The sequence below is a fragment of the Nocardioides epinepheli genome (assembly GCF_037936805.1).
Classification (GTDB): Bacteria; Actinomycetota; Actinomycetes; order Propionibacteriales; family Nocardioidaceae; genus Nocardioides.
Map to the genome: position 1 here is coordinate 156,025 of NZ_JBBMMC010000006.1, position 25,610 is coordinate 181,634.

Here is a 25,610-nt window from a genome sequence, read left to right on the forward strand (position 1 = left end):
GCTGCCCGGCAGCTGTCCGGCAGCTGTCCGGCAGCTCGGTCAATTGATCCGACCGGGCGACACGCCGCGCGTCGTCCCGAGATCGCGACCCCGCGATCCCTACTGTCTTCACCACGACGAGGTTGACATAACTATAACCCTCAGCCTGAGGGTCACAGTTTCCGGGGACAGTCCCGGCGCCTCCACAGACCGATCCCATACCCGACACCCGAGGGGAAGCCGTCGTGGCTGCAGCACAGAACTACCTGGCCATCATCAAGGTCGTCGGCATCGGCGGCGGTGGCGTCAATGCCGTGAACCGGATGATCGAGGTCGGACTCAAGGGCGTCGAGTTCATCGCGATCAACACCGACGCCCAGGCCCTGCTGATGAGCGACGCCGACGTCAAGCTCGACATCGGCCGCGAGCTCACCCGCGGCCTCGGCGCCGGCGCCAACCCGTCGGTCGGAGGCCAGGCGGCCGAGGACCACGCCGAGGAGATCGAGGAGGTCCTCAAGGGCGCCGACATGGTCTTCGTGACCGCCGGCGAGGGCGGTGGCACCGGCACCGGTGGCGCCCCCGTCGTGGCCCGGATCGCCCGCTCGCTGGGCGCACTGACCATCGGCGTGGTCACCCGTCCCTTCGCCTTCGAGGGACGTCGCCGCGCCACCTCGGCCGACGAGGGCATCGCCGCGCTGCGCGAAGAGGTCGACACCCTCATCGTCATCCCCAACGACCGGCTGCTCTCGATCAGCGACCGCAACGTCTCGGTGCTCGACGCCTTCAAGCAGGCCGACCAGGTGCTGCTCCAGGGTGTCTCGGGCATCACCGACCTCATCACCACCCCGGGCCTGATCAACCTCGACTTCGCCGACGTCAAGTCGGTCATGGCCAATGCCGGCTCCGCGCTGATGGGCATCGGCTCGGCGCGCGGTGAGGACCGCGCGGTCGCCGCCGCCGAGATGGCGGTCTCCTCGCCGCTGCTCGAGGCCTCCATCGACGGCGCCCACGGCGTACTGCTCTCGATCGCCGGCGGCTCCGACCTCGGTCTGTTCGAGATCAACACCGCCGCCGCGCTCGTGGCCGACGCGGTGCACCCCGAGGCCAACATCATCTTCGGAGCCACCATCGACGACGCCCTCGGTGACGAGGTGCGGGTCACCGTGATCGCGGCCGGCTTCGACGGAGGCACGCCCAAGCGCCGCACCGAGGGATCGGCCCTGCGGCAGCAGGCCCCCCAGCCGGTCAGCCAGGCCGAGGTCAAGGCGGCCGTCGCCGCCCACCAGGAGAACCGCGCCGGCGACGCCACGTCGCAACGCCGCCCGATCGGCGACACCCACGAGCGCCCCGCGGTCACCCCGCAGGGCGGTCAGACCGGTCAGGGTGCACAGGGAGCCCAGACGGCCCCGGCCGACCAGTCGACCCGGCCGACGCCGTCGAGCCCGTCGAGCCAGGACGGGCACTCCGGTCAGCGGTCCCAGCCGAGCCAGCCGGTCTTCGACGACGACGAGCTCGACATCCCCGACTTCCTCAAGTAGTCAGTAGGTCACCGCTCTGTACCACCTGCGCACCTCCCTCGGCCCCGTCGAGCTGGCCTTCACCGACCGGCACGGCGGGGTCAGTGGCGCGCCGTACGACTCCCTCAATCTCGCCTTCTTCGAGAACGGTGAGCGAGAGGTACCGGCCCGCAACCTCGCCCTGCTGCTCGACGACTTCGCCCCCGGCGTGCCCCTGGCCGACCTGAGCCAGGTGCACGGGTCCCGGGTGGTGCTCGCCGAGCCTGGTTCGCCGCGTGCCGAGGCCGACGGCATCGTCACCGACCGGGCCGACGTCGTCCTTCTCGTGCGCGCGGCCGACTGCGTCCCCGTGCTGCTCGCCGACCCGCGGGCCGGGGTCATCGGCGCCGCGCACGCCGGGCGCCCCGGAGTGGCCTCCGGCGTGGTCACCGAGACCGTCGGCGCGATGCGCGACCTCGGTGCGCGCGACCTCGTCGCCTGGATCGGGCCCCACGTGTGCGGGGCGTGCTACGAGGTCCCCGCGGAGCTCCAGGAGGAGGTCGCGGCCGTGGTGCCCGCGACCCGCGCCACCACGACCTGGGGGACGCCGGCGCTCGACATCGGCGCCGGAGTGGCCGCGCAGCTGGCCGCCGCCGGCGTCCGGCTGATCGGAGAGGTGGATGCGTCCGGCTGCACCCGCGAGTCGGCCGACCTGTACTCCTATCGGCGCGACGGCGCCGGGTCGGGCAGGCTGGCCGGGCTGATCCGGATCCACGGCAGTGAGCAAAGTGAGCAAGGGGTGCCGCGATGAGCCAGCGGAGCGAGGAGATCGCCGCCCGGCTCGCCGCGGTCGGTGAGCGGATCGCCACTGCGTGCGCCGACGCCGGACGCGAGGCGGACTCGGTCCGGCTGGTCGTCGTCACCAAGTTCTTCCCGTCCTCCGACGTGCGGATCCTGGCCGATCTCGGCGTCACCGACGTCGGCGAGAACCGGCACCAGGAGGCCGAGGCGAAGGCCGCCGAGTGCGCCGACCTCGACCTCTGCTGGCACTTCATCGGCGGACTGCAGAGCAACAAGGCGGCGGCCGTCGCCGGCTACGCCGACGTCGTGGAGTCCGTCGACCGGGTCAAGCTCCTCAGCGGCCTCCAGCGCGGCGCGGCCGCCCGGGGCCGCGGCCCGCTCGACGTCCTGATCCAGGTCAGCCTGGATCCACCGGGCGCTGGCGGTCGCAGCGGTGTCGACCCGGCCGAGCTCGCACCGCTCGCCGAGCGGGTGGAGGAGGCCGAGGGCCTCCGGCTTCGAGGCCTGATGGCGGTCGCCCCGCTGGGGGAGGACCCCGGCGCGGCGTTCGAGCGACTGGCCCAGATCCGCCGGCCGTTCCTGGCCGCGCATCCTGATGCCGGCGTCCTCTCGGCCGGGATGAGCGGCGATCTCGAGGCCGCCATCGCCCATGGCGCGACACACGTGCGCGTTGGCTCCGCGGTCCTCGGTTCGAGGCCTGCGGTCAAGTAATGTCCGAACTGCCCCCGAGCAAGCGATGCAGGACGAGTCTGAGATGAGTGGAGTGTCATGAGCGGTGCGATGCGCAGGATCGGTGAGTACCTCGGCCTGCTCGAGGACACCGGTCGCTACGACGAGTACGACGACTACCAGACCGAGGTCACCGCGGACGAGGTCGCGCCCACGCGCCCCGAGCGGCGAGCAGAGCGCACCGACCGGCTCGAGAAGACCTCTCGCCCCGAGCAGGGCGAGCAGCGGGCGGCCACGGTCGCCGACCTGGCAGAGCGCCGCCGCACCGGCCCGACCGCAGTGCCGGCACCGGCCGTGGCCGAGCTGTCGCGGATCACCACCCTGCACCCGCGCACCTACAACGAGGCGCGGGTCGTCGGCGAGAACTTCCGCGACGGCACGCCGGTGATCATGAACCTCACCGAGATGGACGACAACGACGCCAAGCGGCTCGTCGACTTCGCGGCCGGCCTGGTGTTTGCGACCCGTGGCACCATCGAGCGCATCACCAACAAGGTGTTCCTGCTCTCCCCGCCGAACGTCTCGGTCGCCGCCGAGGACAAGCAGCGGATCGCCGAGGGCGGCGGCTTCTTCAACCAGAGCTAGGACATCGTTGAACGTCTTCGGCCAGATCGTCGTCGGGCTGCTGCTGGTCTTCATCGCCTGTATGTGGGTGCGCTTCATCACCGACTGGGTCCAGGTCTTCGCACGCTCCTGGACCCCACGGGGAGTCCTGCTGGTGATCCTCGAAGGCGTGTACTCCCTGACCGACCCGCCGATCAAGGCGCTGCGCCGGGTGATCCCGCCGCTCCGGATCGGCAACTTCGCTCTGGACCTCAGCTTCCTCATCGTCTTCATCGGCTCCTACATCCTGCTCCAGGTCGCGATGCGTACGCTGTTGTGATGGGCGCCGATAACGCCTGCTCGGTCGGAAGCGCTAAGGTGCTTCTGGTCAGATCACGCTGACACCTCCAGCACCACCCGAAGCATCGTTCGCACAGGAACGATCCAAGGATTTTCGCAGGATCTCGCGGGCCACCTCGCGGGTGCAGACATCGCAAGCATCAACCGACGAAGAAGTGAGTGAAACCATGCCGTTGACGCCTGAGGACGTGAGTAACAAGCGGTTCACTCCCGTCCGGCTCCGTGAGGGCTACGACATGGGCGAGGTCGACCAGTTCCTCGACGAGGTGGAGGCAGAACTCGCCCGGCTGACCCGAGAGAACGACGAGCTGCGAGCCAAGCTGGCCGCCGCTCAGTCCGCCCCGCCCGCTCAGGTCACCGCCGTGGAGGAGGCGGTCGTCATCGAGAAGGCGCCCGCACCCACCCCGGCGCCCACCCCGCCCCCGACCCCCGCGCCGCCTGCCGCGGCTCCCGCCCCGCAGCAGGCGCCCGCGCCCGCCATGGCGGCCGCCGGCGGCGTCGAGACGATCCGCGTCGAGACCGTGCCCGAGGCTTCCAACGCCGCGGCGCGCCTGCTCGAGATCGCCACCCGCAACGCCGACGAGCTGGTCGAGGAGGCGAAGAACGACGCCGACAAGATCATCGGTGAGGCCCGCACCAAGGCCGAGCGCCTCGAGAACGAGTCCAAGGGCAAGGCCGACCGCCTCGAGACCGACGCACGCACCCGCGCCCAGATGCTCGACTCCGAGACGGCCGAGCGGCGCACCCAGCTGTTCGGCGACCTGGAGAAGGAGCGCGACAAGCTCAGCGTCGAGGTCGACAACCTGCGCTCCTTCGAGCGCGAGTACCGCTCGCGCCTGAAGAGCTACTTCACCCAGCAGCTCGAGGCCCTCGCCGGTCACGAGTCGCAGGTCCCGCAGCAGCCGCAGCAGGGCCAGGACGACTCTCCGGCCCCCAAGCGGCTGCGCTCCATCCTCGGGGAGGAGGAGGGCTGACCTCCTCGGCTCCCCGGCCCAGGCTTCGGCACCCGACGCACGGCGGTCACCCCTCGGGGTGGCCGCCGTAGTCGTTTTTTGACGGCTTCCGTGCGCCTGTTTGTGACACCCGAGGCCACCCGCTACCGTTCGTGCCGCCCGTGGCACCCCGCAGCGGCCACGGCGGCAGGAAGGCCGGCGATGGTTCGCAGTACGCCCCGCAAGGTCGCGCAGGCAGTGCGCAAGGCCGTGAGCAGGACGACCAAGAAGTCCACGCCGGCGGCCAAGAGCACCTCGGCAGCGAAGACGCCCGCCAAGAAGGCGGCGCCCGCGAAGAAGGCGACCACCGCGAAGAAGGCTGCGCCGGCCAAGAAGGCTGCGCCGGCCAAGAAGGCGACCGCCGTGAAGAAGGCTGCGCCGGCCAAGAAGGCGACCGCCGTGAAGAAGGCTGCGCCGGACAAGAAGGCGGCGCCGGCCAAGAAGGCCACGCCCGCCAAGAAGGCCACGCCGGTCAAGAAGGCGACCGACGTGAAGAAGGCGGGGCCGGCGAAGAAGGCGACCGCCGCGAAGAAGGCGGCGCCGGCCAAGAAGGCGACCACCGCGAAGAAGGCGGCGCCGGCCAAGAAGGCGACCACCGCGAAGAAGGCGACCCCGGCCAAGGAGGCCACCGCAGCCAAGAAGGCCCCTGTGGCGAAGAAGGCGACTGCGGCCAAGGAGGCCACGCCCGCCAAGAAGGCCACTCCCGCGAAGAAGGCCACGCCCGCCAAGAAGGTCCCTGCGGTCAAGAAGGCTACGCCCGCCAAGAAGGCGCCGGCCAAGAAGGCGCCCGCCAGTGCGCTGGTGGTCCAGGCGGGGGAGTCGGCGTGGACCCAGGCCGAGCTGACCGAGGTCCTCGACGAGCTCCACGAGCAGCGCGCCAACAGCGCGCGCATCGTGGAGGAGATGGAGGAGGAGCTCGCCGGTCTCATGCGCGACGCCGGCGACGGCGCCGGCCAGGACCAGGCCGATCTCGGTGCCTCCAGCTTCGAGCGCGACCATGAGCTCACCGTCGTCAGCAACGAGCGCGACAAGGTCGCTCAGATCGACCGGGCCCTGGCGCGCATCGACGACGGCACCTATGGCGTGTGCGAGTCCTGCGGCAACCCGATCGGTAAGAATCGGCTGATGGCGTTCCCCCGTGCGACACTCTGCATGACATGCAAGCAGCGCGAGGAACGCCGGTAGACCCGGACGCCACCGAGGCACCCCGCACCGGTCGCCGGTTCCGACTGACCTTCCTCGCCGTCGCGCTCACGGCCTACGTCGTCGACGTCGTCACCAAGATCGTGGCGGTCGAGCGGCTCGACGGGCGTCCCGATGTCGAGGTCGTCGGCGACCTGCTTCAGTTGACGCTCGTGCGCAACCCCGGCGCGGCGTTCAGCACCGGCACGAACCTGACGCCGGTGATCAGCGTCGTGGCGATCATCGCGACCTGCGTGGTGCTCTGGTTCGCCCGGCGGGTCGGCACGACCCTGTGGGCGGTCGCGCTGGGGTTCCTGTTCGCCGGCATCACCGGCAACCTCACCGACCGCATGCTGCGAGACCCCTCGCCCTTCCACGGGCACGTCATCGACTTCCTCAAGCTGCCGAACTGGCCGGTCTTCAACGTCGCCGACATCTGCATCAACATCGCCGCAGCCCTGATCATCATCCAGGCGATCCGTGGCGTGCGCCTGGACGGCACCCGCGAGGACCGGGGTGGTGAGCCGGCCGACGACGACGTCGACCTCGCCGAGTCCGAGAACACCGATGCCGAGCGCCCGACGGCACCGGCCGAGGAGGGGGAGGACACCCATGACTGACTTCCGCAGCCTTCCGGTGCCCGAGAGCCTCGGCGGCGAGCGCGTCGACTCCGCGATGGCCCAGATGTTCGGCCTGTCCCGCACGCGGGCCGCCGACCTCATCGCCCGCAACCTGGTCCAGGTCGACGGCACCGAGCCGAGCAAGAGCGACCGGGTGCTGCCCGGCTCGATGCTCGAGGTGACGATCCCGGTCGAGACCGACCCACTGGAGGTGCGGCCCGAGCTCGTCGAGGGCATCGGGATCATCCACGACGACGACTCGATCGTCGTCATCGACAAGCCGGTCGGCGTGGCCGTGCACCCCTCCCCGGGGTGGTCGGGCCCGACCGTGGTCGGGCACCTGGCCGGGGCCGGCTTCCGGATCGCGACGTCCGGTGCCTCCGAGCGGCAGGGCATCGTGCAGCGTCTCGACGTCGGCACGTCGGGCGTGATGGTGATCTGCAAGTCCGAGCACGCCTACTCCAAGCTCAAGAACGCCTTCCGGCACCGCACGGTCGACAAGACCTACCACGCCCTCGTGCAGGGTCATCCCGATCCTCTCGAGGGCACCATCGACGCCCCGATCGCCCGTCATCCGGGCGCCGACCATCGGTTCGCGGTCCTCGACGGCGGCCGACCCAGCGTCACGCACTACTCCACCCTCGAGGCGCATCGCTTCGCCAGCCTGCTCGAGGTGCACCTCGAGACCGGGCGCACCCACCAGATCCGGGTCCACATGTCGGCGCTGAAGCATCCCTGTGTCGGCGACCTCACCTACGGCGCCGACCCGACCCTTGCCAAGCGCTTCGGCGTCCAGCGACAGTGGCTGCACGCCGTCCGACTCGGCTTCGAGCACCCCGACACCGGCGCCTACGTCGAGTACACCTCGCCCTATCCCGAGGACCTGGCGCGCTCGCTCGAGGCGGTTCGTGAGTCCCACTGACGACGAGGTCCCCGAGGTGCTCCTGCGCCCGGGGAACGTCGAGGACGCCGCCGCCCTGGCGAGGATCCACCTGGCCGCCCGGTCGGCCGCGCCGATGCCGGCGAGCATCCACCCGCCCGACGACGTCCGCGCCTGGCTCGCAGCGCGTCTGGCCTCTACCGACGAGGTGTGGGTCGCCGCGGTGGACGGCGAGGTGGAGGGGGAGCCCGTCGGCTACCTGCGGATGACCTCGACCTGGCTCGACGACCTCTACGTCGCCCCGGCCCACGCCGGGCAGGGGATCGGCTCGATGCTCCTCGACCTCGCCAAGTCCCGCCGCCCAGACGGATTCTCGCTGTGGGTCTTCGAGACCAACCATCCCGCCCGTGCCTTCTACCGGGGGCGCGGCCTCGTCGAGCGCGAGCACACCGACGGCGGCGAGAACGAGGAGGGCGAGCCCGACCTGCGGATGTCCTGGGAGCCGGCCCGCGCGCGCTGATCCGACCGACTTGCGACCGACCGGGGACCGATTCGGGGGCGTTGTCGGCGGTGGGTGCCAGGATCGGGTCGACGGCTCGCGTAGGCTGATCTCCTTCCCTCAGGATCGACGACCTTCCTCCGTTGGCCTGCCCCCTACCACCGCGCAATGGCTCCGGCCGAGGGTGCGGTGGCGAAGTCCACGACCTCCTGAGGAGCGCTCCGCCAGATGTCCGCCGGCTCCAGCCAGGACTCCTTCGTCCACCTGCACGTCCACACCGAGTACTCCATGCTCGACGGCGCCTCGCTGCTCGACGGGTTGTTCCAACGGGTCGACAAGCTCGGCATGACCTCGATCGCGATGACCGATCACGGCAACCTGCACGGCGCCTACGACTTCTACTCCAAGGCCCGCAAGTACGGCGTCAAGCCGATCATCGGGATCGAGGCCTATGTCACGCCCGGCACGCCTCGCGGCGAGCGCCGCCGCGTGCGGTGGGGCAAGGGCGACCTGGCCGAGGAGGGCGGCAACGACGTCGCCGGCGGCGGCGCCTACACCCACATGACCATGTGGGCAGAGAGCACCGCCGGCATGCACAACCTGTTCCGGCTCTCTTCGCGCTCGAGCCTGGAGGGCTACTTCTACAAGCCCCGGATGGACAAGGAGATCCTCGCCGAGCACAGCGAGGGGCTCATCGTCAGCACTGGCTGTCCCAGCGGCGCGATCCAGACCCGGCTGCGGCTCGGGCAGTGGGACGAGGCGGTCCGCGAGGCCGGCGAGCTGCAGGACATCTTCGGTCGCGAGAACGTCTACCTCGAGCTGATGGACCACGGCATCGACATCGAGAAGCGGGTCCGCGACGATCTGCTCCGCCTCGGACGCGAGCTCTCCATCCCGCCGCTGGCCACCAACGACTCCCACTACAACAACCCCGAGGACGCCGACGCCCACGACGCGCTGATCTGCGTGGCCTCCGGCAAGCGGCTGGCCGACACCAACCGGCTCAAGTTCGACGGCGGCGGCTACTACATCAAGTCCGCCGCCGAGATGCGCGAGCTGTGGGCCGACCGCTTCGGCATGCCGGAGGCCTGCGACAACACCCTGGCCATCGCCGAGCGCTGCGAGGTGGAGTTCACCGAGTCCACCGGCGGCTACATGGCGCGGGCCGACATCCCGGCCGGGGAGACCGAGGAGTCGTGGTTCCGCGCCGAGGTGTGGCGCGGCATCGAGGCCCGCTACCCCGGCGACCGGCTCACCCAGCAGGTGCGAGACCGGGTCGAGATGGAGCTGGCGATCGTCTCGCAGAAGGGCTACTGCGGCTACTACCTCGTGGTCGCCGACTTCATCAACTGGGCCAAGGACCACGGCATCCGCGTCGGCCCCGGCCGTGGCTCCGGTGCCGGATCGATCGCCGCCTACGCGCTGCGGATCACCGACCTGTGCCCCCTCGAGCACGGCCTCTTCTTCGAGCGCTTCCTCAACCCCGAGCGCCCCTCGATGCCCGACTTCGACATCGACTTCGACGACGCCCGCCGCGGCGAGGTCATCGCCTACGTCAGCGAGAAGTACGGCGCCGAACGGGTCGCCCAGATCGCCACCTTCGGACGGCTGAAGTCCAAGGCCGCCATCAAGGACGCCGCACGGGTGCTCGACCACGGCTTCGCCATCGGCGACCGCATCACCAAGGCGATGCCCCCCGACGTCATGGGCAAGGGCGTGCCGCTGAAGGAGATCTTCAACCCCGAGCACAAGCGCTACCACGACGGTGGCGAGTTCCGCGCGCTCTACGAGGCCGACGTCGACGTCCGCACGATCTACCAGACCGCCACCGGCCTCGAGGGCCAGATCCGCAACTGGGGCGTGCACGCGGCCGGCGTCATCATGTCCAGCGAGCCGCTGATCGACATCGTGCCGATCATGGCCCGCCCCCAGGACGGCGCGGTCATCACCCAGTTCGACTACCCCATGTGCGAGTCGCTCGGCCTGGTCAAGATGGACTTCCTCGGGCTGTCCAACCTGCGGATCCTCGAGGACGCCCTGGCGAACATCACCGCCAACCTCGACAAGACCGTCGAGCTCGAGGAGCTGCCCTTCGACGACCGGGCCACCTATGAGCTGATGAGCCGCGGCGACACCCTCGGCGTCTTCCAGCTCGACGGTGGCGGGATGCGGGCGCTGCTGCGGTCGATGCAGCCCGACCAGTTCGCCGACATCACCGCCGTCAGCGCGCTCTACCGTCCCGGCCCGATGGGCGCCGACTCCCACAACAAGTACGCCCGCCGCAAGAACGGGCGCGAGGAGATCGAGCCGATCCACCCGGCGCTGGCCGAGGCGCTGGAGCCGGTGCTGGGGGAGACCTACGGCCTGATCGTCTATCAGGAGCAGGTGATGGCGATCGCCCAGGTGCTCGCCGGCTTCACCCTGGGCGCGGCCGACAACCTGCGTCGCGCGATGGGCAAGAAGAAGAAGGAGGAGCTCGACAAGCAGTACGCCGGGTTCCAGTCCGGAATGCTCGAGCGCGGCTTCCCGCAGGCCGCGATCGACAAGCTGTGGGAGATCCTGCTCCCCTTCTCCGACTACGCCTTCAACAAGTCGCACTCGGCCGCCTACGGCGTCATCACCTACTGGACGGCCTATCTCAAGGCCAACTACCCGACCGAGTACATGGCCGCGCTCCTCACGTCCGCCAAGGACGACAAGGACAAGATGGCCATCTACCTCAACGAGTGCCGCCGGATGAAGATCCAGGTGCTCCCGCCCGACGTCAACGAGTCGGCCCACAACTTCACCGCCGTCGGCCGCGACATCCGGTTCGGGCTCACCGCGGTGCGCAACGTCGGCTCCAACGTCGTCGACGCCATCGTCTCGGCTCGCGACGAGCGAGGCCGCTTCGAGGACTTCAACGACTTCCTGGCCAAGGTGCCTGCCCAGGTCTGCAACAAGCGGGTCATCGAGTCGCTGATCAAGGCCGGCGCCTTCGACGACATGAAGCACCGGCGCCGTGCCCTGGTCGCGGTCCACGAGGTGGCCGTCGACCAGTACGTCGACATCAAGCGAAACGAGGCGATCGGCCAGGACTCGCTGTTCGCCGGCCTCGACGACGACGGCGGCTCCGGTGGCTTCGGCGTCAGCGTCGAGCTCCCCGACCTCGACGAGTGGGACAAGATGACCCTGCTGGGTCACGAGCGCGACATGCTCGGTCTCTACGTCTCCGACCACCCACTGCTCGGTCTCGAGCACGTGCTCTCGGCCGGTACCGACTGCACCATCGGTCAGCTGATGCTCGACGAGGAGCGCGCCGACGGCTCCACGCTCACCATCAGCGGTCTGATCACCTCGGTGCAGCGCAAGATCACCAAGCGCGGCGACGCCTGGGCGATGATCACCCTGGAGGACCTCGACGGCGCCATCGACGTCCTGCTGTTCCCCAGCGCCTACCAGCTGGCCAGTCCCCACCTGATCGAGGACGCCATCATCACCGTCAAGGGCCGGCTCTCACGGAGCAAGGACCAGCCCGAGATCCACGGCCAGGAGGTCTCGGTCCCCGACCTGACCGAGGGACCCAGCGGCCCGGTCACCATCAGCCTGCCCTCGACCCGCTGCACGGCGCCGGTGATCGAGCAGCTGCGCGACGTCCTCGGCACCCATCCGGGCATGACCGAGGTCCGGCTACGGCTGCTGTCGCGCTCCTCGACGAAGGTGATGCGTCTCGACGACCGGTTGCGGGTCACCCCGACCCCGGCGCTGTTCGCGGACTTGAAGCAGTTGCTCGGACCAGGTTGTCTGACAGCGTGACCACCGAGCTTCCGGCGCACCCGTCTCCCGCGCCAGGCGCCGAACCGACCGCCGAGCCGGCACCCTCCTCCGGCTCGTGGCGCGGCGTCCTGGCCGAGGCGGTGGCCGTGGTGGTCGCCTTCGCGGTGGCCGGGGCGATCGGCGGCTGGATCTGGGAGCGTTGGGTCACCCCACCCGAAGGCGTGGTCAACGACGGCAAGTGGCGTCTGGGCTACCGCATCCGGGGCGACTTCCTCGTCTCCGACTACGCCAGCCTCGGTCACGGCTTCGGCGTCATCGGCACCTTCGTGGTGATCGGGCTGGTCGGTGGGCTGCTGCTCGGCGTCGCCGCTGCGCTGCTGTGCCGCCGTTCCGAGCTGGCCACCCTTGCTGCCGTGCTGGTCGGGGGAGTGCTCGCCGCGGTCGTGTGCTACCGGGTCGGGCTCGCGCTCGGTCCGAGCGACCCCGACGTGGCGGCGGCCTCCGCCAAGAACGGCACGATGCTGGTCGGAGACCTCGCCATCACCGAGCTCAGCCCGTTCGTCGCCTGGTCGGTGACCGCCCTGGCGGCGCTGGCGTTCTTGTACTTCCTCATCGTCCCGACGCCCTACGGTCGGCCGGCGCGTCCCGGGCGGGCCCCGCGCCACGCCGCCGCGGGAGCTGCCGGCGGTGACGCAGCCGTCGCGAGTGACTCAGGTCACCCCGACGGTTCGGAGGGAACCGCTTCGGGTACACCCCCGTCGTAACACCATTGCTGTGCAGCGCGCCGTGACCCGGCGCGTGACCCCGATGCCTGAAAGCAGGTAGCCGCCATGAGCAACCTCCCACCCAACGGGCCGCCTCCCGGAGCCCCGAACCCCGCCGAGCCCCCGGTCGGCCCGCCCTCCGGTCCGCCGGCGGGACCGCCGACCGTCCCTGCCCCGGAGTTCCTCGACAGTGGTTCGGGTGGACCCGCGCTCCCGGCTCGCGGAGGTGCCGGTGGAGGCGCCGGTGGCAGCGGACGCAAGAAGTGGCTCATCGGCGGCGGCGCCGTCGTGGGCCTGGCAGCGGTCGGCGCCGGCGGGTACTTCGCGTGGTCGGCCTACTTCGCGACCGGCCCCCAGCCTGCCGAGGCCCTTCCCGACAGCACCGTGGGCTACGTCAGCGTCGACCTCGACCCGAGCGGCAAGCAGAAGATCGAGGCGCTCAAGACGCTGAAGAAGTTCCCCGCGTTCAACGACAACGTCAACCTCAACAGCGACGACGACCTGCGCGAGAAGTTCTTCAACATGCTGCAGGACAGCGAGGGCGTCTGCCCCGACATCAGCTTCGAGGACGACATCGACCCCTGGCTCGGTGACCGCTTCGGCTTCGCCGGCGTCGACCTCGACGGCGGCGACGCCACCGAGGGCGTGGTCGGGGTGGGTGTCGTCCAGCTCGACGACGCCGACAAGGCCGAGGAGGGCCTGAAGAAGCTGCGCGAGTGCCTGGTCGTCGGCGGGTCGAGCAGCGCCACCCCCGACGACGAGTACGACAGCACTCCCGACAGTGACTCCGGCACCACCAACGCCGACCAGGCTGCTCTCGTCGACGAGGGCGAGTCCGCCGACGCGTTCGGCTGGTCCGTCCAGGGCGACTGGGTCGTCCTCGCCGAGACCGACGACATCGCCAAGCAGGTGACCGACGCCGCCAAGGAGAACCCGCTCTCCGACGACGACGACTACCAGAAGTGGACCGAGGCGGCCGGCGACCCAGGCATCCTGACCGCCTACGCCGCTCCCGAGGCCGGACCGCTGCTGGCCTTGGCCGCCGAGGATGCCGGCTCGTTGGGCTCGGACCTGGCGTGCGGCCTCGAAGGCTCGGCCACGCCGGTAGAGCCCGCCGACCCGCTCACGAGCCCGGCCCCGACGTCGCCGTACCCGACTCCTGACTCCCCGGAGTCCTCGGGCCTCCCGGACTACTCCGAGGACCCCTGCGACGCCCTCCCGTCCTCCACCCCGAGCACCGACGCCCTGGCGGACCTTCTCAAGGACTTCGACGGCGCGGCCCTCACCGTCCGCTTCGACGACGGCGGCGTGGAGGTCGAGAGCGTGTCCAGCGTCGACTACCTCGGCCTGGAGAAGCTCTACGACAACGACCACGGCGACGACGTCGTCTCGACCCTTCCCGACGACACCGCGATCGCGCTCGGAGTCGGATTCGAGTCCGGCTGGGCCCAGCAGCTCCTCGACTTCGTGAAGAAGAACAGTGGCGCCGGGGCCGACTTCGACCAGGCGCTCCAGCAGCTGGAGGACGAGTCCGGCCTCAGCCTGCCCGAGGACCTCGAGACGCTCACCGGCGAGTCGCTCGCGGTGGCGCTCGGCGGGGACTTCGACCCGGCCAGCATCGAGGGCATGGACGGCACCGACACCGGCAGCCTCCCGATCGGCGTGAAGATCAAGGGCGACCCCGACAAGATCACCGAGATCATCGACCGCCTGCTCGCCGACGCCGACCTGCCCGCCGACGCCAAGGACCAGGTCAACTACAAGGTCGACGGCGACTACGTCGTCGTCAGCTTCTCGCCCGAGTACGCCGAGCAGCTGCTCGATGGCGGCAAGCTCGGCGACACCGACGCCTATCAGTCGGTCATCGAGGACTCCGGTGACGCCAACGGCGTGTTCTTCGTGAACTTCAACGCCGACTGGCTCCAGAGCCTGGCCGAGGAGGACCCCGAGGCCAAGGCCAACCTGGACCCGCTGTCCGCGGTCGGGATGACCGGATGGGTCGACGACGGGATCGTCCACTCGCTCCTCAAGGTCACGACCGACTGACCGGTCGGTCCGCGTAGGACTCAGCTCCGGCCGATCTCGGCCGTGGTCGCCCCGGTGACCGCGACGAGGTCGGCCGGAGCTATCTCCAGGTCCAGGCCGCGGCGTCCGCCGGAGACCAGCACGGTCTCGTGGTCCAGCGCGGAGGCATCCAGGAGGGTCGGGTGGCGGCGCTTCTGCCCGATCGGGGAGATCCCGCCGACGACGTATCCGGTGGCCCGCTCGGCGACGGCCGGGTCGGCCATGCTCGCGCGGCGACCGCCGACAGCCTTCGCCAGGGCCTTGAGGTCCAGCTGCCCCGTCACCGGGACGATCCCGACCACGAGGGCGCCGTCGACCTCGGCCAGCAGAGTCTTGAAGACCCGTTCCGGATCGACGCCGAGAGCCTCGGCGGCCTCGAGACCGAACGACTCCGCCCGCGGGTCGTGGTGGTACTCGCGCAGCACGAAGTCGACGCCCGCGCGGGTCAGCGCCACCGTCGCCGGAGTGCCGCCCCCGCTCTTCTTGGCCATCGTGGCCTCCTTCGCGCTCAGTTGGGAGACCAGCGGGTCCTGGCCACCTCGGTGGCCGGGAGGGAGGGGATCACGTTCATCGCGCGCAGCTCGGAGCGGAGCAGGTCGGTGACCAGGATGAGGCGCTCGCCGGCGTCGTCGGCCTCGAGAAGGGACTGCCGCTGCGGGAGCGGCAGGGGCGCACAGGCGGCGAGGGTCCACGACAGGTAGGAGGCATCGCGGGGGAGCGAGCCCTCGTACGGGTCGGCCCGGATCTGCGCGAGCGCCTGCCGGTAGGCGGTGAACGTGGCGCGGGCCTGCTCCAGCACGTCGTCGCTCACCTCGGACTCGGGCTCCAAGAGCTCCTCGACGTGCCCGATCGGGAAGGGCCCGCCGGTGTCGAGGCGATCGAGCTGGATTCGCTCGAGCCCGACCGCGACGGCGTCGAAGGTGCCGTCGGCGTGGCTCTCGACGTCGGTGAGCAGCACCTTGCAGCCGACCCGGAACAACGACTGGGCGCCGTGGTCGCCGATCTCGTAGCCCTCGCGGATCGCGACGGAGCCGAAGATGCGCAGCGTGGGGTCCTCGATCCGGAGCAGATGGTGGACCAGGGCGCGGTAGCGGTCCTCGAAGATGTGCAGCGGGACGCTCAGGCCGGGATAGAGCACCGTGTTCAACGGGAACATCGGCAACTGCTCGCTCACGACCCCGAACCTAGCCCAGTGCGGCGTCCATGCTGCGTCGCCCGGTCGGAGGCCGGCGCGTCGCGGACCTAGAATCGGTGCCATGATCCGCCGCATCGACCTGCGCGGCACCAGCGTGCCGGACTACCGCGCCGTGGTGCCCCGAGCCGACTTCGACATCGAGGCGGCGATCCCGGCGGTCCATGAGATCTGCGAGGCGGTGCGCACCCGCGGCGTCGAGGCGGTGCTGGAGTTCAACGAGCGCTTCGACGGCGGCACTGCCGGCGACGACATCCGGGTGCCCGCCGCCGCGCTCACCGCGGCGTTGGAGGGGCTCGACCCCGACATCCGGGCCGGACTCGAGGAGTCGATCCGCCGGCTGCGGGCCACCTGCGCCGCCGAGCTCGAGCACGACGCCGTCACCGAGCTCGGCCCGGGCGCCACGGTCACCCACCGCAAGGTGCCGGTCGGCCGGGTCGGTCTCTACGTCCCCGGCGGCCTCGCGCCGCTGGTCTCCAGCGTCTTGATGAACGTCGTCCCCGCGCAGGTCGCCGGCGTCGGCTCACTGGCGCTGGCCAGTCCGCCGCAGCGCGACCACGGCGGCCTGCCGCACCCCAGCATCCTGGCTGCCTGCGCGCTGCTGGGCGTCGAGGAGGTCTACGCCGTCGGCGGGGCGCAGGCGATCGCGATGTTCGCCTACGGCGTCGGCCCGTGCGAGCGCGTCGACTTGGTCACCGGACCGGGCAACATCTACGTCGTCACCGCCAAGCGACTCCTCAAGGGCGTCATCGGCATCGACTCCGAGGCCGGGCCCACCGAGATCGCGATCCTCGCCGACGACACCGCGGATGCCGCCCACGTCGCCGCCGACCTGATCAGCCAGGCCGAGCACGACCCCCTGGCCGCCGCGGTCCTGGTGACCCCCTCCGAGGCTCTCGCCGCCGCGGTCGAGGCCGAGCTCGAGACCCAGGTGGCCGCCACCAAGCACGCCGAGCGGATCCGCACCTCGCTGGGCGGCGCACAGTCGGGCATCGTCCTCGTCGACGACCTCGAGCAGGGCCTCGCCGTCGTCGACGCCTACGCCGCCGAGCACCTGGAGATCCAGACCGCCGACGCCGCGGCCTGGGCCGCCCGCGTCCGCAACGCCGGGGCGATCTTCGTCGGGCCGCACGCGCCGGTGAGCCTGGGCGACTACTGCGCCGGCTCCAACCACGTGCTTCCCACCGGCGGATGCGCCTGCCACTCCTCGGGCCTGTCGGTGCGGGCGTTCTTGAAGTCGATGCACGTCGTCGACTACAGCCGCGACGCGCTGGCCGAGGTCGCCGACCACGTCGTCACGCTCGCCGAGGCCGAGGACCTCCCCGGCCACGGCGCCGCGGTCAGGGTGCGGTTCGACCGATGACCTTCCCGCCGCTGCGGGACGAGCTGCGCGGCATCGAGCCCTACGGGGCTCCGCAGCTGGACGTCCCGGTGTGTCTGAACACCAACGAGAACCCCTACGGGCCCTCCGAGGCGTGCGCCGACGACGTCGCCGCCGCCGTCCGCGAGGCCGCGGCCGGCCTCAACCGCTACCCGGACCGCGAGCACGTCGCGCTGCGCACCGCCCTGGCCGACTACCTCTCCCGCGACACCCCGCACGGCATCGGCGTCGAGCAGGTGTGGGCGGCCAACGGCTCCAACGAGATCATGCTCCAGCTACTCCAGGCCTTCGGTGGGCCCGGACGCACCGCGGTGAGCTTCGCGCCGACGTACTCGATGTACCCGGAGTACGCCCGGGACACCCACACCCGTTGGGTCGCCGGACGGCGCGACGCCGACTTCGGCCTCGACCTCGACGCCGCTCGGGCGCTGATCGAGGCCGAACGGCCGCACGTGGTGCTGCTGCCCTCGCCCAACAACCCCACCGGCACGGCCCTGGAGCCGGCCGCGATCACGGCGTTGTGCGAGCTGGTCGGCGACGACGGTCTGGTGGTCGTCGACGAGGCCTACGGCGAGTTCCGTCGAGAGGGCACGACCTCGGCCCTCGAGCTGCTGCCCGCGCACCGCAACCTCGTCGTCACCCGCACCATGAGCAAGGCGTTCGCCGCTGCCGGACTGCGGCTGGGCTACCTGGCCGCCGACCCCGCGATCTGCGACGCCATCCGCGTGGTGCGGCTGCCCTACCACCTCTCCTCGGTCACCCAGGCCGCCGCGCTGGCCGCGCTCGGACACGCGCCGGAGCTGCTCGGCTACGTCGACACCCTGCGCGCCGAGCGCGACGCCACCGTCGAATGGCTGCGCGCCCAGGGGCTGCAGGTGGCCGACTCCGATGCCAACTTCGTGCTCTTCGGCACCTTCGCCGACCGGCACGCGGTCTGGCAGGCCGTGCTCGACCGAGGTGTGCTGATCCGGGAGACTGGCCCCGACGGGTGGCTGCGGGTCTCGATCGGCACGCCCGAGGAGATGACCGAGTTCCGCGACGCCCTCGTCGCGGCGATGAAGGAGCAAGCATGAACAGCCCGTCGAGGACCGCACGCGTCGAGCGCCAGACCAGCGAGTCGAAGGTGCTGGTCGAGGTCGACCTCGACGGCAGCGGCCGCCACGACATCTCCACCGGCGTCGGCTTCTACGACCACATGCTCACCGCGCTGGCCCGCCACTCGCTGATCGACCTCACCGTGCAGACCGAGGGCGACGTCCACATCGACGCCCACCACACCGTCGAGGACACCGCGATCGCCCTCGGCCAGGCGCTACGCGAGGCGCTCGGCGACAAGCGCGGCATCCGCCGCTTCGGTGACGCCACCGTGCCGCTCGACGAGGCGCTGGTGCAGGCCGTGGTCGACGTGTCCGGGCGCCCCTACTGCGTGCACACCGGGGAGCCGGAGGGCCAGCAGTACGTCGCTCTCGGCGGCGGGGTGCCGGGCACCGTGCCCTACCTCGGCTCGCTGACCCAGCACGTCTTCGAGACCCTCGCCTTCCACGGCCACCTGGCGCTGCACGTGCGCGTCCTCGCCGGCCGCGAGCCGCACCACATCGTGGAGACCCAGTTCAAGGCGTTCGCGCGCGCGTTGCGCGACGCGATCGCGCTCGACCCCCGCGAGACCGGGATCCCCAGCACCAAGGGCGCGTTGTGACCCACCCCGGAGGCAGTGCATGAGCCGACCGTCCGTCGTCGTCCTCGACTACGGCTCGGGCAACCTGCGCTCGGCGGTGCGCGCCGTGGAGCGGGCCGGTGCCGACGTCGAGCTCACCGGCGACTTCGACGCCGCGTTGGACGCCGACGGTCTGCTCGTGCCCGGGGTCGGCGCCTACGCCTCCTGCATGGCCGGACTCCGCGAGATCAAGGGCGACCGGATCATCGGACGCCGACTGGCCGGCGGCCGCCCGGTCCTCGGCATCTGCGTCGGCATGCAGATCCTCTTCGGCGGCGGCGTCGAGCACGGCGTGCGGACCGAGGGCTGCGACGAGTGGCCGGGCACCGTCACCCGACTCGAGGCCGACGTCGTGCCGCACATGGGCTGGAACACCGTCGAGGTTCCCGAGAGCAGTGCTCTGTTCGCCGGGGTCGAGGACGAGCGCTTCTACTTCGTGCACTCCTACGCCGCCCGCTCGTGGGACCTGGTCACCACCGGCCACACCCGCGAACCGCTGGTCACGTGGGCCGAGCACGGCGGCGACCGGTTCGTCGCCGCCGTCGAGAACGGCCCGCTCAGCGCCACCCAGTTCCACCCCGAGAAGTCCGGCGACGCCGGCGCCGCGTTGCTCCGCAACTGGGTCGCCGGGCTGTGAGCCGAGCCCACACCGAGGAGAAGCACAGCCGATGACCCTCCAACTGCTGCCCGCCGTCGACATCACCGAGGGCAAGGCCGTCCAGCTCGCCCAGGGCGTCGCCGGCTCCGAGCGCACCTACGGCGACCCGATCGCCGCGGCCCGGCGCTGGCAGGACGCCGGCGCCGAGTGGCTGCACCTGGTCGACCTCGACGCCGCGTTCGGCCGCGGCACCAACCGCGAGCTCCAGGCCGAGATCGTCGGCGCGCTCGACATCGACGTCGAGATGAGCGGCGGGATCCGCGACGACGAGTCGCTCGCGGCGGCACTGGCCACCGGCTGCCGCCGGGTCAACATCGGCACCGCCGCGCTCGAGCAGCCCGAGTGGTGCGCCCGGGTGATCGCCGAGCACGGCGACCGGATCGCGATCGGCCTCGACGTCCGCGGCCGCACCCTCGCCGCCCGCGGCTGGACCCGCGAGGGCGGCGACCTCTACGAGGTGCTCGCCCGGCTCGACGCCGAGGGCTGCGCGCGCTATGTCGTCACCGACGTCAACAAGGACGGGATGCTGCAGGGCCCCAACCTCCAGCTGCTGCAGGACGTCTGTGCGGCCACCGACCGTCCGGTGATCGCCTCGGGCGGCGTCACGACGCTCGACGACATCGCGGCCCTGATGGGCCTGGTCGAGGTGGGCGTCGAGGGCGCGATCGCCGGGACCGCGCTGTACGAGGGCCGCTTCACCCTCGAGGACGCCCTCGCCCTCACCCGGGGCGAGCAGCCATGACGCTCGCGGTGCGGGTGATCCCGTGCCTCGACGTCGACGCCGGACGCGTCGTGAAGGGCATCAACTTCCTCGACCTGCGCGACGCCGGCGACCCGGTGGAGCTCGCCCGCACCTACGACGCCGAGGGTGCCGACGAGCTCACCTTCCTCGACATCTCCGCCTCCCACGAGGGGCGCGCGACCACGATGGACATCGTCTCCCGCACCGCCGAGGAGGTCTTCATCCCGCTCACCGTCGGCGGCGGCATCTCCTCGGTCGACGACGTCGACCGGCTGCTGCGCGCCGGCGCCGACAAGATCGCGGTCAACACCGCCGCCATCCACCGTCCCGAGCTGATCGCCGAGATCGCCGACCGCTTCGGCAACCAGGTGCTGGTGCTCTCCGTCGACGCCCGCCGGGTGACCGGCGAGGCCCGTACCGGGTCCGGCTTCGAGGTGACCACCCACGGGGGCCGCAAGTCCGCCGGCCTCGACGCGATCGAGTGGGCGCACCGAGCCGCCGAGCTCGGCGCGGGGGAGATCCTGCTCAACGCCATGGACGCCGACGGCACCCAGGACGGCTTCGACCTCGACCTCATCCGTCGCGTCCGCGCCGAGGTCTCGATCCCGGTCATCGCCTCCGGCGGGGCCGGCGCCGTCGAGCACTTCCCGCCCGCCGTCGACGCCGGTGCCGACGCCGTCCTGGCCGCCACCGTCTTCCACTTCGGCACCCTGCGCATCGCCGACGTCAAGGCCGGTCTGGCTGCCGAGGGTCATCCGGTGCGGACCTGAGACCCAATGTGCCGGGCCTGTTGACGGGGCCGGGCTGGTGGGGCTGGTGAGGCTGGTGGGGCGCTGCCGGGGATAGTTTGAGGCGTTATCAACCTTCGGGAGGGCTCCAGAGGTTGATAACGCCTCAAACTATCCCCGCTGGGGCGCGCGGCGTGGGTGCTCGCCTGCGGGAGCACGGGGCTGGCAGCATGTCCGATGACGTCGCGCCTCGACCGGCCGGCGAGGGGGAAGCGCATGTCGACCGTGCCTGAGCGGCCACGTCGTCCGGAGCGGGTGGCGTTGGGCTTCGAGGAGTACCGCTCGCTGCCGGAGGTGGCGCGTTCGGAGTACGTCGACGGCCACGTCGTGATGACCCCGCCGCCCACCGCGCGTCACCAGCGGGTGGCCCACCGGCTCGCCGGACTGATCGAGCGCGGAGCGCCCGAGCTCTTCGTGGTCGGCGGGTGCGGCGTGTGGACCGGCGCCCAGCGGATCCGGATCCCCGACGTCGTGGCCACCGAGCATCCCTTCGACGCCGCCTGGGCGCCCGACGTGCCGGTTCTGGTGGGGGAGGTGGTCGCGCCGAGCACCCGGGTCGAGGACACCCTGCGCAAGACCGCCGAGTACTGCGAGGCCGGGATCGCGCAGTACTGGGTGGCCGACCCCGACAGCACCCGGCTGACCGTTCTGGGCAACAACGGCACCGGCTGGGACGTCGTCCTCGACCTCGACGCCGACGTGCTCACCGGACGGGCCCAGGTGGCCGCGGCGAGCGTCGTCGAGGTCGACCTCTGGCGGCTGCTGGCGCCGTAGCTCCGTCGGCGGAATAGCCTGCACGCTCCCGGGGTTCGCCCGGAGCCGACGACAGGAGAACCGTGAGCGACGCAGGCGCCGACGCCGCACGCCCGGCGCAGAGCGCTACCCGGGCCGGTTTCGCCGTGCTGGGGGTCGCGATCCGCCGCGAGCCGTGGATCTTCGCGCTCTCCACACTCGGCAGCGTGCTCTTCGGTGCCCTCACCGTCGCCGACGCCTGGGTCCTGGGCTGGTCGACCGACCACGTCGTGCTGCCGGCGTTCCGCGACGGCGAGATCGACGCCCGGCTGCTGTGGGCGGTGCTCGCCCTGTTCGTCGGCGTCGCGATCCTGCGCGCGGTCGGGATCGTCGCGCGCCGGCTCGGCGCCGGGATCATGCAGTACCGCATGCAGGCGCGCTACCGCCGCGACGTCACCCGGCGCTACCTGGCATTGCCGATGCAATGGCACCAGCGCCACCCGACCGGTCAGCTGCTCTCCAACGCCAACGCCGACGTCGAGGCCGCCTGGGGGCCGATCGCGCCGCTGCCGATGGCGGTGGGCACGGTGGCGATGATGGTGATCGCGGTGATCCAGATGGTGCTCGCCGACGCGGTGCTCGCGGCCGTCGGGCTGCTGGTCTTCCCGGCCGTGATCGTCACCAACATCGTGTACCAGAACAAGTCGCAGGCCTGGGCCACGCGGGCCCAGGAGCTGCGGGCCGAGGTCAGCGAGATCGCGCACGAGTCCTTCGACGGCGCGATGGTGGTCAAGACCCTGGGACGCGAGCAGGAGGAGACCGACCGCTTCGCCCGCAAGGCACGCGAGCTGCGCGAGGCCAACATCCGGGTCGGCCGGATCAGGGCCGCGTTCGACCCGATCCTGGCCGCCCTGCCCAACCTCGGCGTGCTGCTCGTGCTCGCCGTCGGTGTCCACCGCGTCGGCACCGGCGCCACCGCGCCCGGCGACGTCGTCACCATCGCCTACCTGCTCACGATCGTCTCCTTCCCCATCCGCTCGATCGGCTGGCTGCTCGGCGAGTTCCCGCGCAGCGTGGTGGGCTACCGGCGCGTCGACGCGGTGCTGCGCAGCACCGGGGAGATGGAGTTCGGCGACGCCGTCGCGCCGGACTCGGGCAGCGGGGGAGCCCGGCTCGAGGTCGACGGACTCGACTTCGCCTACCCCGGTGCCGCTCCGGTCCTACGTGACCTCAGCTTCGTGGTCGAGCCCGGGCGCACCGTGGCGCTGGTCGGCGCCACGGCGTCCGGCAAGAGCACCCTGACGACGCTGCTCACCCGGCTGGTCGACCCCGACGACGGCGCCGTCCGCGTCGACGGCGTGGACGTGCGCGACCTGGCCCACGGGGCGCTCGCGGACGTCGTCGCGATCGTGCCGCAGACGCCGTTCCTCTTCGACGACACCGTGCGCGGCAACGTGACCCTCGGCGCCGAGGTCACCGACGACGTCGTGTGGGAGGCCCTGCGCGTCGCTCAGGCCGACGGCTTCGTCGCTGCCCTGCCCGACGGTCTCGACACGCGCCTCGGCGAGCGCGGTGCCTCGCTCTCCGGTGGCCAGCGGCAGCGGCTCTCACTGGCCCGCGCGCTGGTCCGCCGTCCGCGACTGCTGATCCTCGACGACGCCACCTCCGCGGTCGACCCCGAGGTCGAGGCGCGCATCCTCGCCGGTCTGCGTTCCGGGGACGCCGCCGGCGACCCGACCCTGGTCGTGGTCGCCTACCGCAAGGCCACGATCGGGCTGGCCGACGAGGTCCTGCACCTGCGTGACGGCCGGATCGCCGACCGCGGGACCCACCGCGACCTTCTGGACACCTCACCCGAGTACGCGCGCCTGGTCAACGCCTACGAGGAGGTGCCCCAATGAGCAACACCCTCGGGGACACCAAGACCTCGACCGCCTCGACGAGCGGGACGACGGTCACCACCGGCGAGGAACTCGGCGCGATCGAGACGATCCGGCGTGGGCTGCGGCACTCCCCGGAGCTCAAGGAGGGCTTCGCCGGCACGCTGGCGTTGGCGGTCATCGCCTCGATCGGGCAGGTCGTCGTCCCGATCGCGGTGCAGCAGACCCTCGACCGCGGCCTCGGTGCGCCCGGCGGCCCCGACGTGTCGTTCACCGTGCTCGTCGGCCTGGCGGCCGTCGTGGCCGTGGTGGTCACCGGCCTGGCGTCGTACGCGATGACCGCGCGGCTGTTCGGGGTCGCCGAGCGCGGCCTGGCCACGCTGCGGATCAAGGCGTTCCGGCACGTGCACGACCTGCCCCTGCTCACCCAGAACACCGAGCGTCGCGGAGCCTTGGTCTCCCGGGTCACCAGCGACGTCGATCAGGTCAGCCAGTTCCTCGTCTTCGGCGGACTGCTCTTCATCATCAGCGTCGGTCAGGTGCTGATCGCGACCGTGGTGATGGTGGTCTACTCCTGGCAGCTGGCCCTGGTCGTCTGGCTGTGCTTCGCGCCACTGTTCTTGTCCCTGCGCTACTTCCAGCGCAAGCTCTCCCAGGCCTACAGCCTGGTCCGTCGGCAGGTCGGCGCGATGCTCTCGGCGATCTCCGAACCGGTCGTCGGCGCCGCGGTGGTGAAGTCCTACGCGGTCGAGGCCCGCACCCAGGCGCGGATCGACGAGGCCGTGGCGATCCACCAGCGGGCGAGCACCCGCGCCCAGGGCTTCACCGCGGTGTCGTTCTCCCTGGGCGGCCTCTCCGCCGGCCTCGCGAACGCCGGGGTCATCATCGTCGGGGTCTGGCTCGGGTTCGCCGGAGACATCACCTCCGGCGAGGTGCTGGCCTTCGCCTTCCTGGTCACGCTTTTCGTCGGCCCCGTGCAGATGGGCACCCAGATCCTCACCGACGCCCAGAACGCGATCGCCGGATGGCGCCGGGTGATCGGCATCCTCGACACCCCCGCCGACCTGGTCGACCCCGGCGCCGCGGGGCACGTGCTGCCGCGCGGCCCCATCGACGTGCGCTTCGACGACGTCTCCTTCGCCTACCCCGGCGGCCCGCCGGTGCTGCGCGAGGTGAGCCTCGACATCGACGCCGGACGCCGCATCGCCGTCGTGGGCGAGACCGGGTCGGGCAAGTCGACGATCGCCAAGCTGCTCACCCGGTTGATGGACCCGGGCGCCGGCACGGTGCGGCTCGACGGGATCGACCTGCGCGGCATCGGTGCCGCATCGCTGCGCTCCAGCGTGGTGCTGGTTCCGCAGGAGGGCTTCTTGTTCGACGACACGATCGCCGCGAACGTCCGCTACGGGAAGCTGGACGCGACCGAGGACGAGATCCGAGCCAGCGCCGACGAGCTCGGCCTCGGCGACTGGCTCGCCGGCCTCGCCGAGGGCCTCGACACCCGCGTCGGGCAGCGGGGGGAGTCGATGTCGGCCGGGGAGCGCCAGCTGATCGCGCTGCTGCGGGCCCATCTCGCCGATCCCGACCTCCTCGTGCTCGACGAGGCCACCAGCGCGGTCGACCCGCGCCTGGAGATGCGGATCAACCGCGCCCTGGAGCGACTGATGGACGGACGCACCAGCGTCACGATCGCCCACCGCATGTCGACCGCGGAGCGCGCCGACGAGGTGATCGTCGTCGACCGCGGGCGGATCGTGCAGCGCGGCCCGCACGCCGAGCTGGTGTCGCAGGACGGCAGTGTCTACGCCGGGCTGCACGCCAGCTGGGTGGCCCAACAGGGTCGCTAGCCGTCCATGCT

The 25,610-nt window shown here is 71.2% G+C and carries 24 protein-coding genes; 22 read left to right on the forward strand and 2 right to left on the reverse strand.

From position 1 onward, the window contains the following. Window positions 1-224: 224 nt before the first annotated feature. The 13 genes from ftsZ to WMR31_RS10265 all read left to right on the forward strand — a co-directional run bounded on the left by ftsZ (window position 225) and on the right by WMR31_RS10265 (window position 14,647). Window positions 225-1,517: a cell division protein FtsZ gene (ftsZ, locus tag WMR31_RS10205; RefSeq protein ID WP_340538703.1), complete on the forward strand. Its 1,293-nt coding sequence runs from the start codon at window positions 225-227 to the stop codon at window positions 1,515-1,517. A 52-nt stretch (window positions 1,518-1,569) separates the two neighbouring features. Then, window positions 1,570-2,286: a peptidoglycan editing factor PgeF gene (gene pgeF / locus WMR31_RS10210; protein ID WP_340538822.1), complete on the forward strand. Its 717-nt coding sequence runs from the start codon at window positions 1,570-1,572 to the stop codon at window positions 2,284-2,286. Further along, entirely contained in the window at window positions 2,283-2,987 is a 705-nt protein-coding gene (locus tag WMR31_RS10215; RefSeq protein WP_340538704.1) for a YggS family pyridoxal phosphate-dependent enzyme, read from the forward strand. The genes pgeF and WMR31_RS10215 overlap by 4 nt, the downstream gene beginning before the upstream one ends. Window positions 2,988-3,044: 57 nt before the next feature. Continuing rightward, window positions 3,045-3,590, forward strand: coding sequence for a cell division protein SepF (locus WMR31_RS10220; protein WP_340538705.1), 546 nt, complete (start codon window positions 3,045-3,047; stop codon window positions 3,588-3,590). Window positions 3,591-3,597: 7 nt separating this feature from the next. After that, the gene (locus WMR31_RS10225) at window positions 3,598-3,888 is read left to right on the forward strand and encodes a YggT family protein (RefSeq protein WP_340538706.1); all 291 of its coding nucleotides are present in this window, start codon (window positions 3,598-3,600) and stop codon (window positions 3,886-3,888) included. A gap of 187 nt (window positions 3,889-4,075) precedes the next feature. Further along, window positions 4,076-4,882, forward strand: a complete 807-nt coding sequence (locus WMR31_RS10230) for a DivIVA domain-containing protein (protein WP_340538707.1) — start codon at window positions 4,076-4,078, stop codon at window positions 4,880-4,882. A gap of 180 nt (window positions 4,883-5,062) precedes the next feature. Further along, the gene (locus WMR31_RS10235; RefSeq protein WP_340538708.1) at window positions 5,063-6,085 is read left to right on the forward strand and encodes a TraR/DksA family transcriptional regulator; all 1,023 of its coding nucleotides are present in this window, start codon (window positions 5,063-5,065) and stop codon (window positions 6,083-6,085) included. Beyond that, window positions 6,058-6,702, forward strand: coding sequence for a signal peptidase II (lspA, locus tag WMR31_RS10240; RefSeq protein ID WP_340538709.1), 645 nt, complete (start codon window positions 6,058-6,060; stop codon window positions 6,700-6,702). The genes WMR31_RS10235 and lspA overlap by 28 nt, the downstream gene beginning before the upstream one ends. Further along, window positions 6,695-7,624 (forward strand): RluA family pseudouridine synthase, encoded by a 930-nt coding sequence (locus WMR31_RS10245; RefSeq protein ID WP_340538710.1) that lies wholly within the window; start codon window positions 6,695-6,697, stop codon window positions 7,622-7,624. Before lspA ends, WMR31_RS10245 begins: the two co-directional genes overlap by 8 nt. Next, entirely contained in the window at window positions 7,611-8,102 is a 492-nt protein-coding gene (locus tag WMR31_RS10250; protein WP_340538711.1) for a GNAT family N-acetyltransferase, read from the forward strand. The genes WMR31_RS10245 and WMR31_RS10250 overlap by 14 nt, the downstream gene beginning before the upstream one ends. A gap of 207 nt (window positions 8,103-8,309) precedes the next feature. Further along, on the forward strand, window positions 8,310-11,876 hold the full coding sequence (gene dnaE, locus WMR31_RS10255) for a DNA polymerase III subunit alpha (protein WP_340538712.1): 3,567 nt from the start codon (window positions 8,310-8,312) through the stop codon (window positions 11,874-11,876). Further along, complete coding sequence (locus WMR31_RS10260) at window positions 11,873-12,601, forward strand: hypothetical protein (RefSeq protein ID WP_340538713.1); 729 nt, start codon at window positions 11,873-11,875, stop codon at window positions 12,599-12,601. Before dnaE ends, WMR31_RS10260 begins: the two co-directional genes overlap by 4 nt. Window positions 12,602-12,667: 66 nt before the next feature. After that, window positions 12,668-14,647, forward strand: a complete 1,980-nt coding sequence (locus WMR31_RS10265) for a DUF3352 domain-containing protein (protein ID WP_340538714.1) — start codon at window positions 12,668-12,670, stop codon at window positions 14,645-14,647. Window positions 14,648-14,667: 20 nt separating this feature from the next. Here WMR31_RS10265 and ybaK read toward each other — a convergent pair whose 3' ends face one another. Beyond that, window positions 14,668-15,156 carry a Cys-tRNA(Pro) deacylase gene (ybaK, locus tag WMR31_RS10270; RefSeq protein ID WP_340538715.1) on the reverse strand — a complete coding sequence of 163 codons (489 nt, stop codon included), beginning with the start codon at window positions 15,154-15,156 and terminating at the stop codon, window positions 14,668-14,670. A gap of 17 nt (window positions 15,157-15,173) precedes the next feature. Continuing rightward, complete coding sequence (locus tag WMR31_RS10275; RefSeq protein WP_340538716.1) at window positions 15,174-15,839, reverse strand: LON peptidase substrate-binding domain-containing protein; 666 nt, start codon at window positions 15,837-15,839, stop codon at window positions 15,174-15,176. Between the two features lie 82 nt (window positions 15,840-15,921). Here WMR31_RS10275 and hisD point away from each other — a divergent pair, with 82 nt between their 5' ends. From hisD to WMR31_RS10320, 9 genes are all read left to right on the forward strand, one after another. Next, window positions 15,922-17,220 carry a histidinol dehydrogenase gene (gene hisD, locus WMR31_RS10280; protein ID WP_340538717.1) on the forward strand — a complete coding sequence of 433 codons (1,299 nt, stop codon included), beginning with the start codon at window positions 15,922-15,924 and terminating at the stop codon, window positions 17,218-17,220. Next, window positions 17,217-18,311, forward strand: coding sequence for a histidinol-phosphate transaminase (locus tag WMR31_RS10285; RefSeq protein WP_340538718.1), 1,095 nt, complete (start codon window positions 17,217-17,219; stop codon window positions 18,309-18,311). The genes hisD and WMR31_RS10285 overlap by 4 nt, the downstream gene beginning before the upstream one ends. Next, the gene (gene hisB / locus WMR31_RS10290) at window positions 18,308-18,934 is read left to right on the forward strand and encodes an imidazoleglycerol-phosphate dehydratase HisB (RefSeq protein ID WP_340538719.1); all 627 of its coding nucleotides are present in this window, start codon (window positions 18,308-18,310) and stop codon (window positions 18,932-18,934) included. The genes WMR31_RS10285 and hisB overlap by 4 nt, the downstream gene beginning before the upstream one ends. 19 nt (window positions 18,935-18,953) lie before the next feature. Continuing rightward, window positions 18,954-19,589, forward strand: a complete 636-nt coding sequence (gene hisH / locus WMR31_RS10295) for an imidazole glycerol phosphate synthase subunit HisH (RefSeq protein ID WP_340538720.1) — start codon at window positions 18,954-18,956, stop codon at window positions 19,587-19,589. A gap of 31 nt (window positions 19,590-19,620) precedes the next feature. Then, a complete protein-coding gene (gene priA / locus WMR31_RS10300) occupies window positions 19,621-20,352 on the forward strand; it encodes a bifunctional 1-(5-phosphoribosyl)-5-((5-phosphoribosylamino)methylideneamino)imidazole-4-carboxamide isomerase/phosphoribosylanthranilate isomerase PriA (protein WP_340538721.1) in 732 nt (243 codons plus the stop codon). Continuing rightward, window positions 20,349-21,122 carry an imidazole glycerol phosphate synthase subunit HisF gene (gene hisF / locus WMR31_RS10305; protein ID WP_340538722.1) on the forward strand — a complete coding sequence of 258 codons (774 nt, stop codon included), beginning with the start codon at window positions 20,349-20,351 and terminating at the stop codon, window positions 21,120-21,122. Before priA ends, hisF begins: the two co-directional genes overlap by 4 nt. 234 nt (window positions 21,123-21,356) lie before the next feature. Further along, entirely contained in the window at window positions 21,357-21,914 is a 558-nt protein-coding gene (locus WMR31_RS10310; RefSeq protein ID WP_340538723.1) for a Uma2 family endonuclease, read from the forward strand. A 62-nt stretch (window positions 21,915-21,976) separates the two neighbouring features. Then, window positions 21,977-23,773, forward strand: a complete 1,797-nt coding sequence (locus tag WMR31_RS10315; RefSeq protein WP_340538724.1) for an ABC transporter ATP-binding protein — start codon at window positions 21,977-21,979, stop codon at window positions 23,771-23,773. Further along, window positions 23,770-25,599 (forward strand): ABC transporter ATP-binding protein, encoded by a 1,830-nt coding sequence (locus WMR31_RS10320; RefSeq protein ID WP_340538725.1) that lies wholly within the window; start codon window positions 23,770-23,772, stop codon window positions 25,597-25,599. Before WMR31_RS10315 ends, WMR31_RS10320 begins: the two co-directional genes overlap by 4 nt. Window positions 25,600-25,610: the final 11 nt, after the last annotated feature.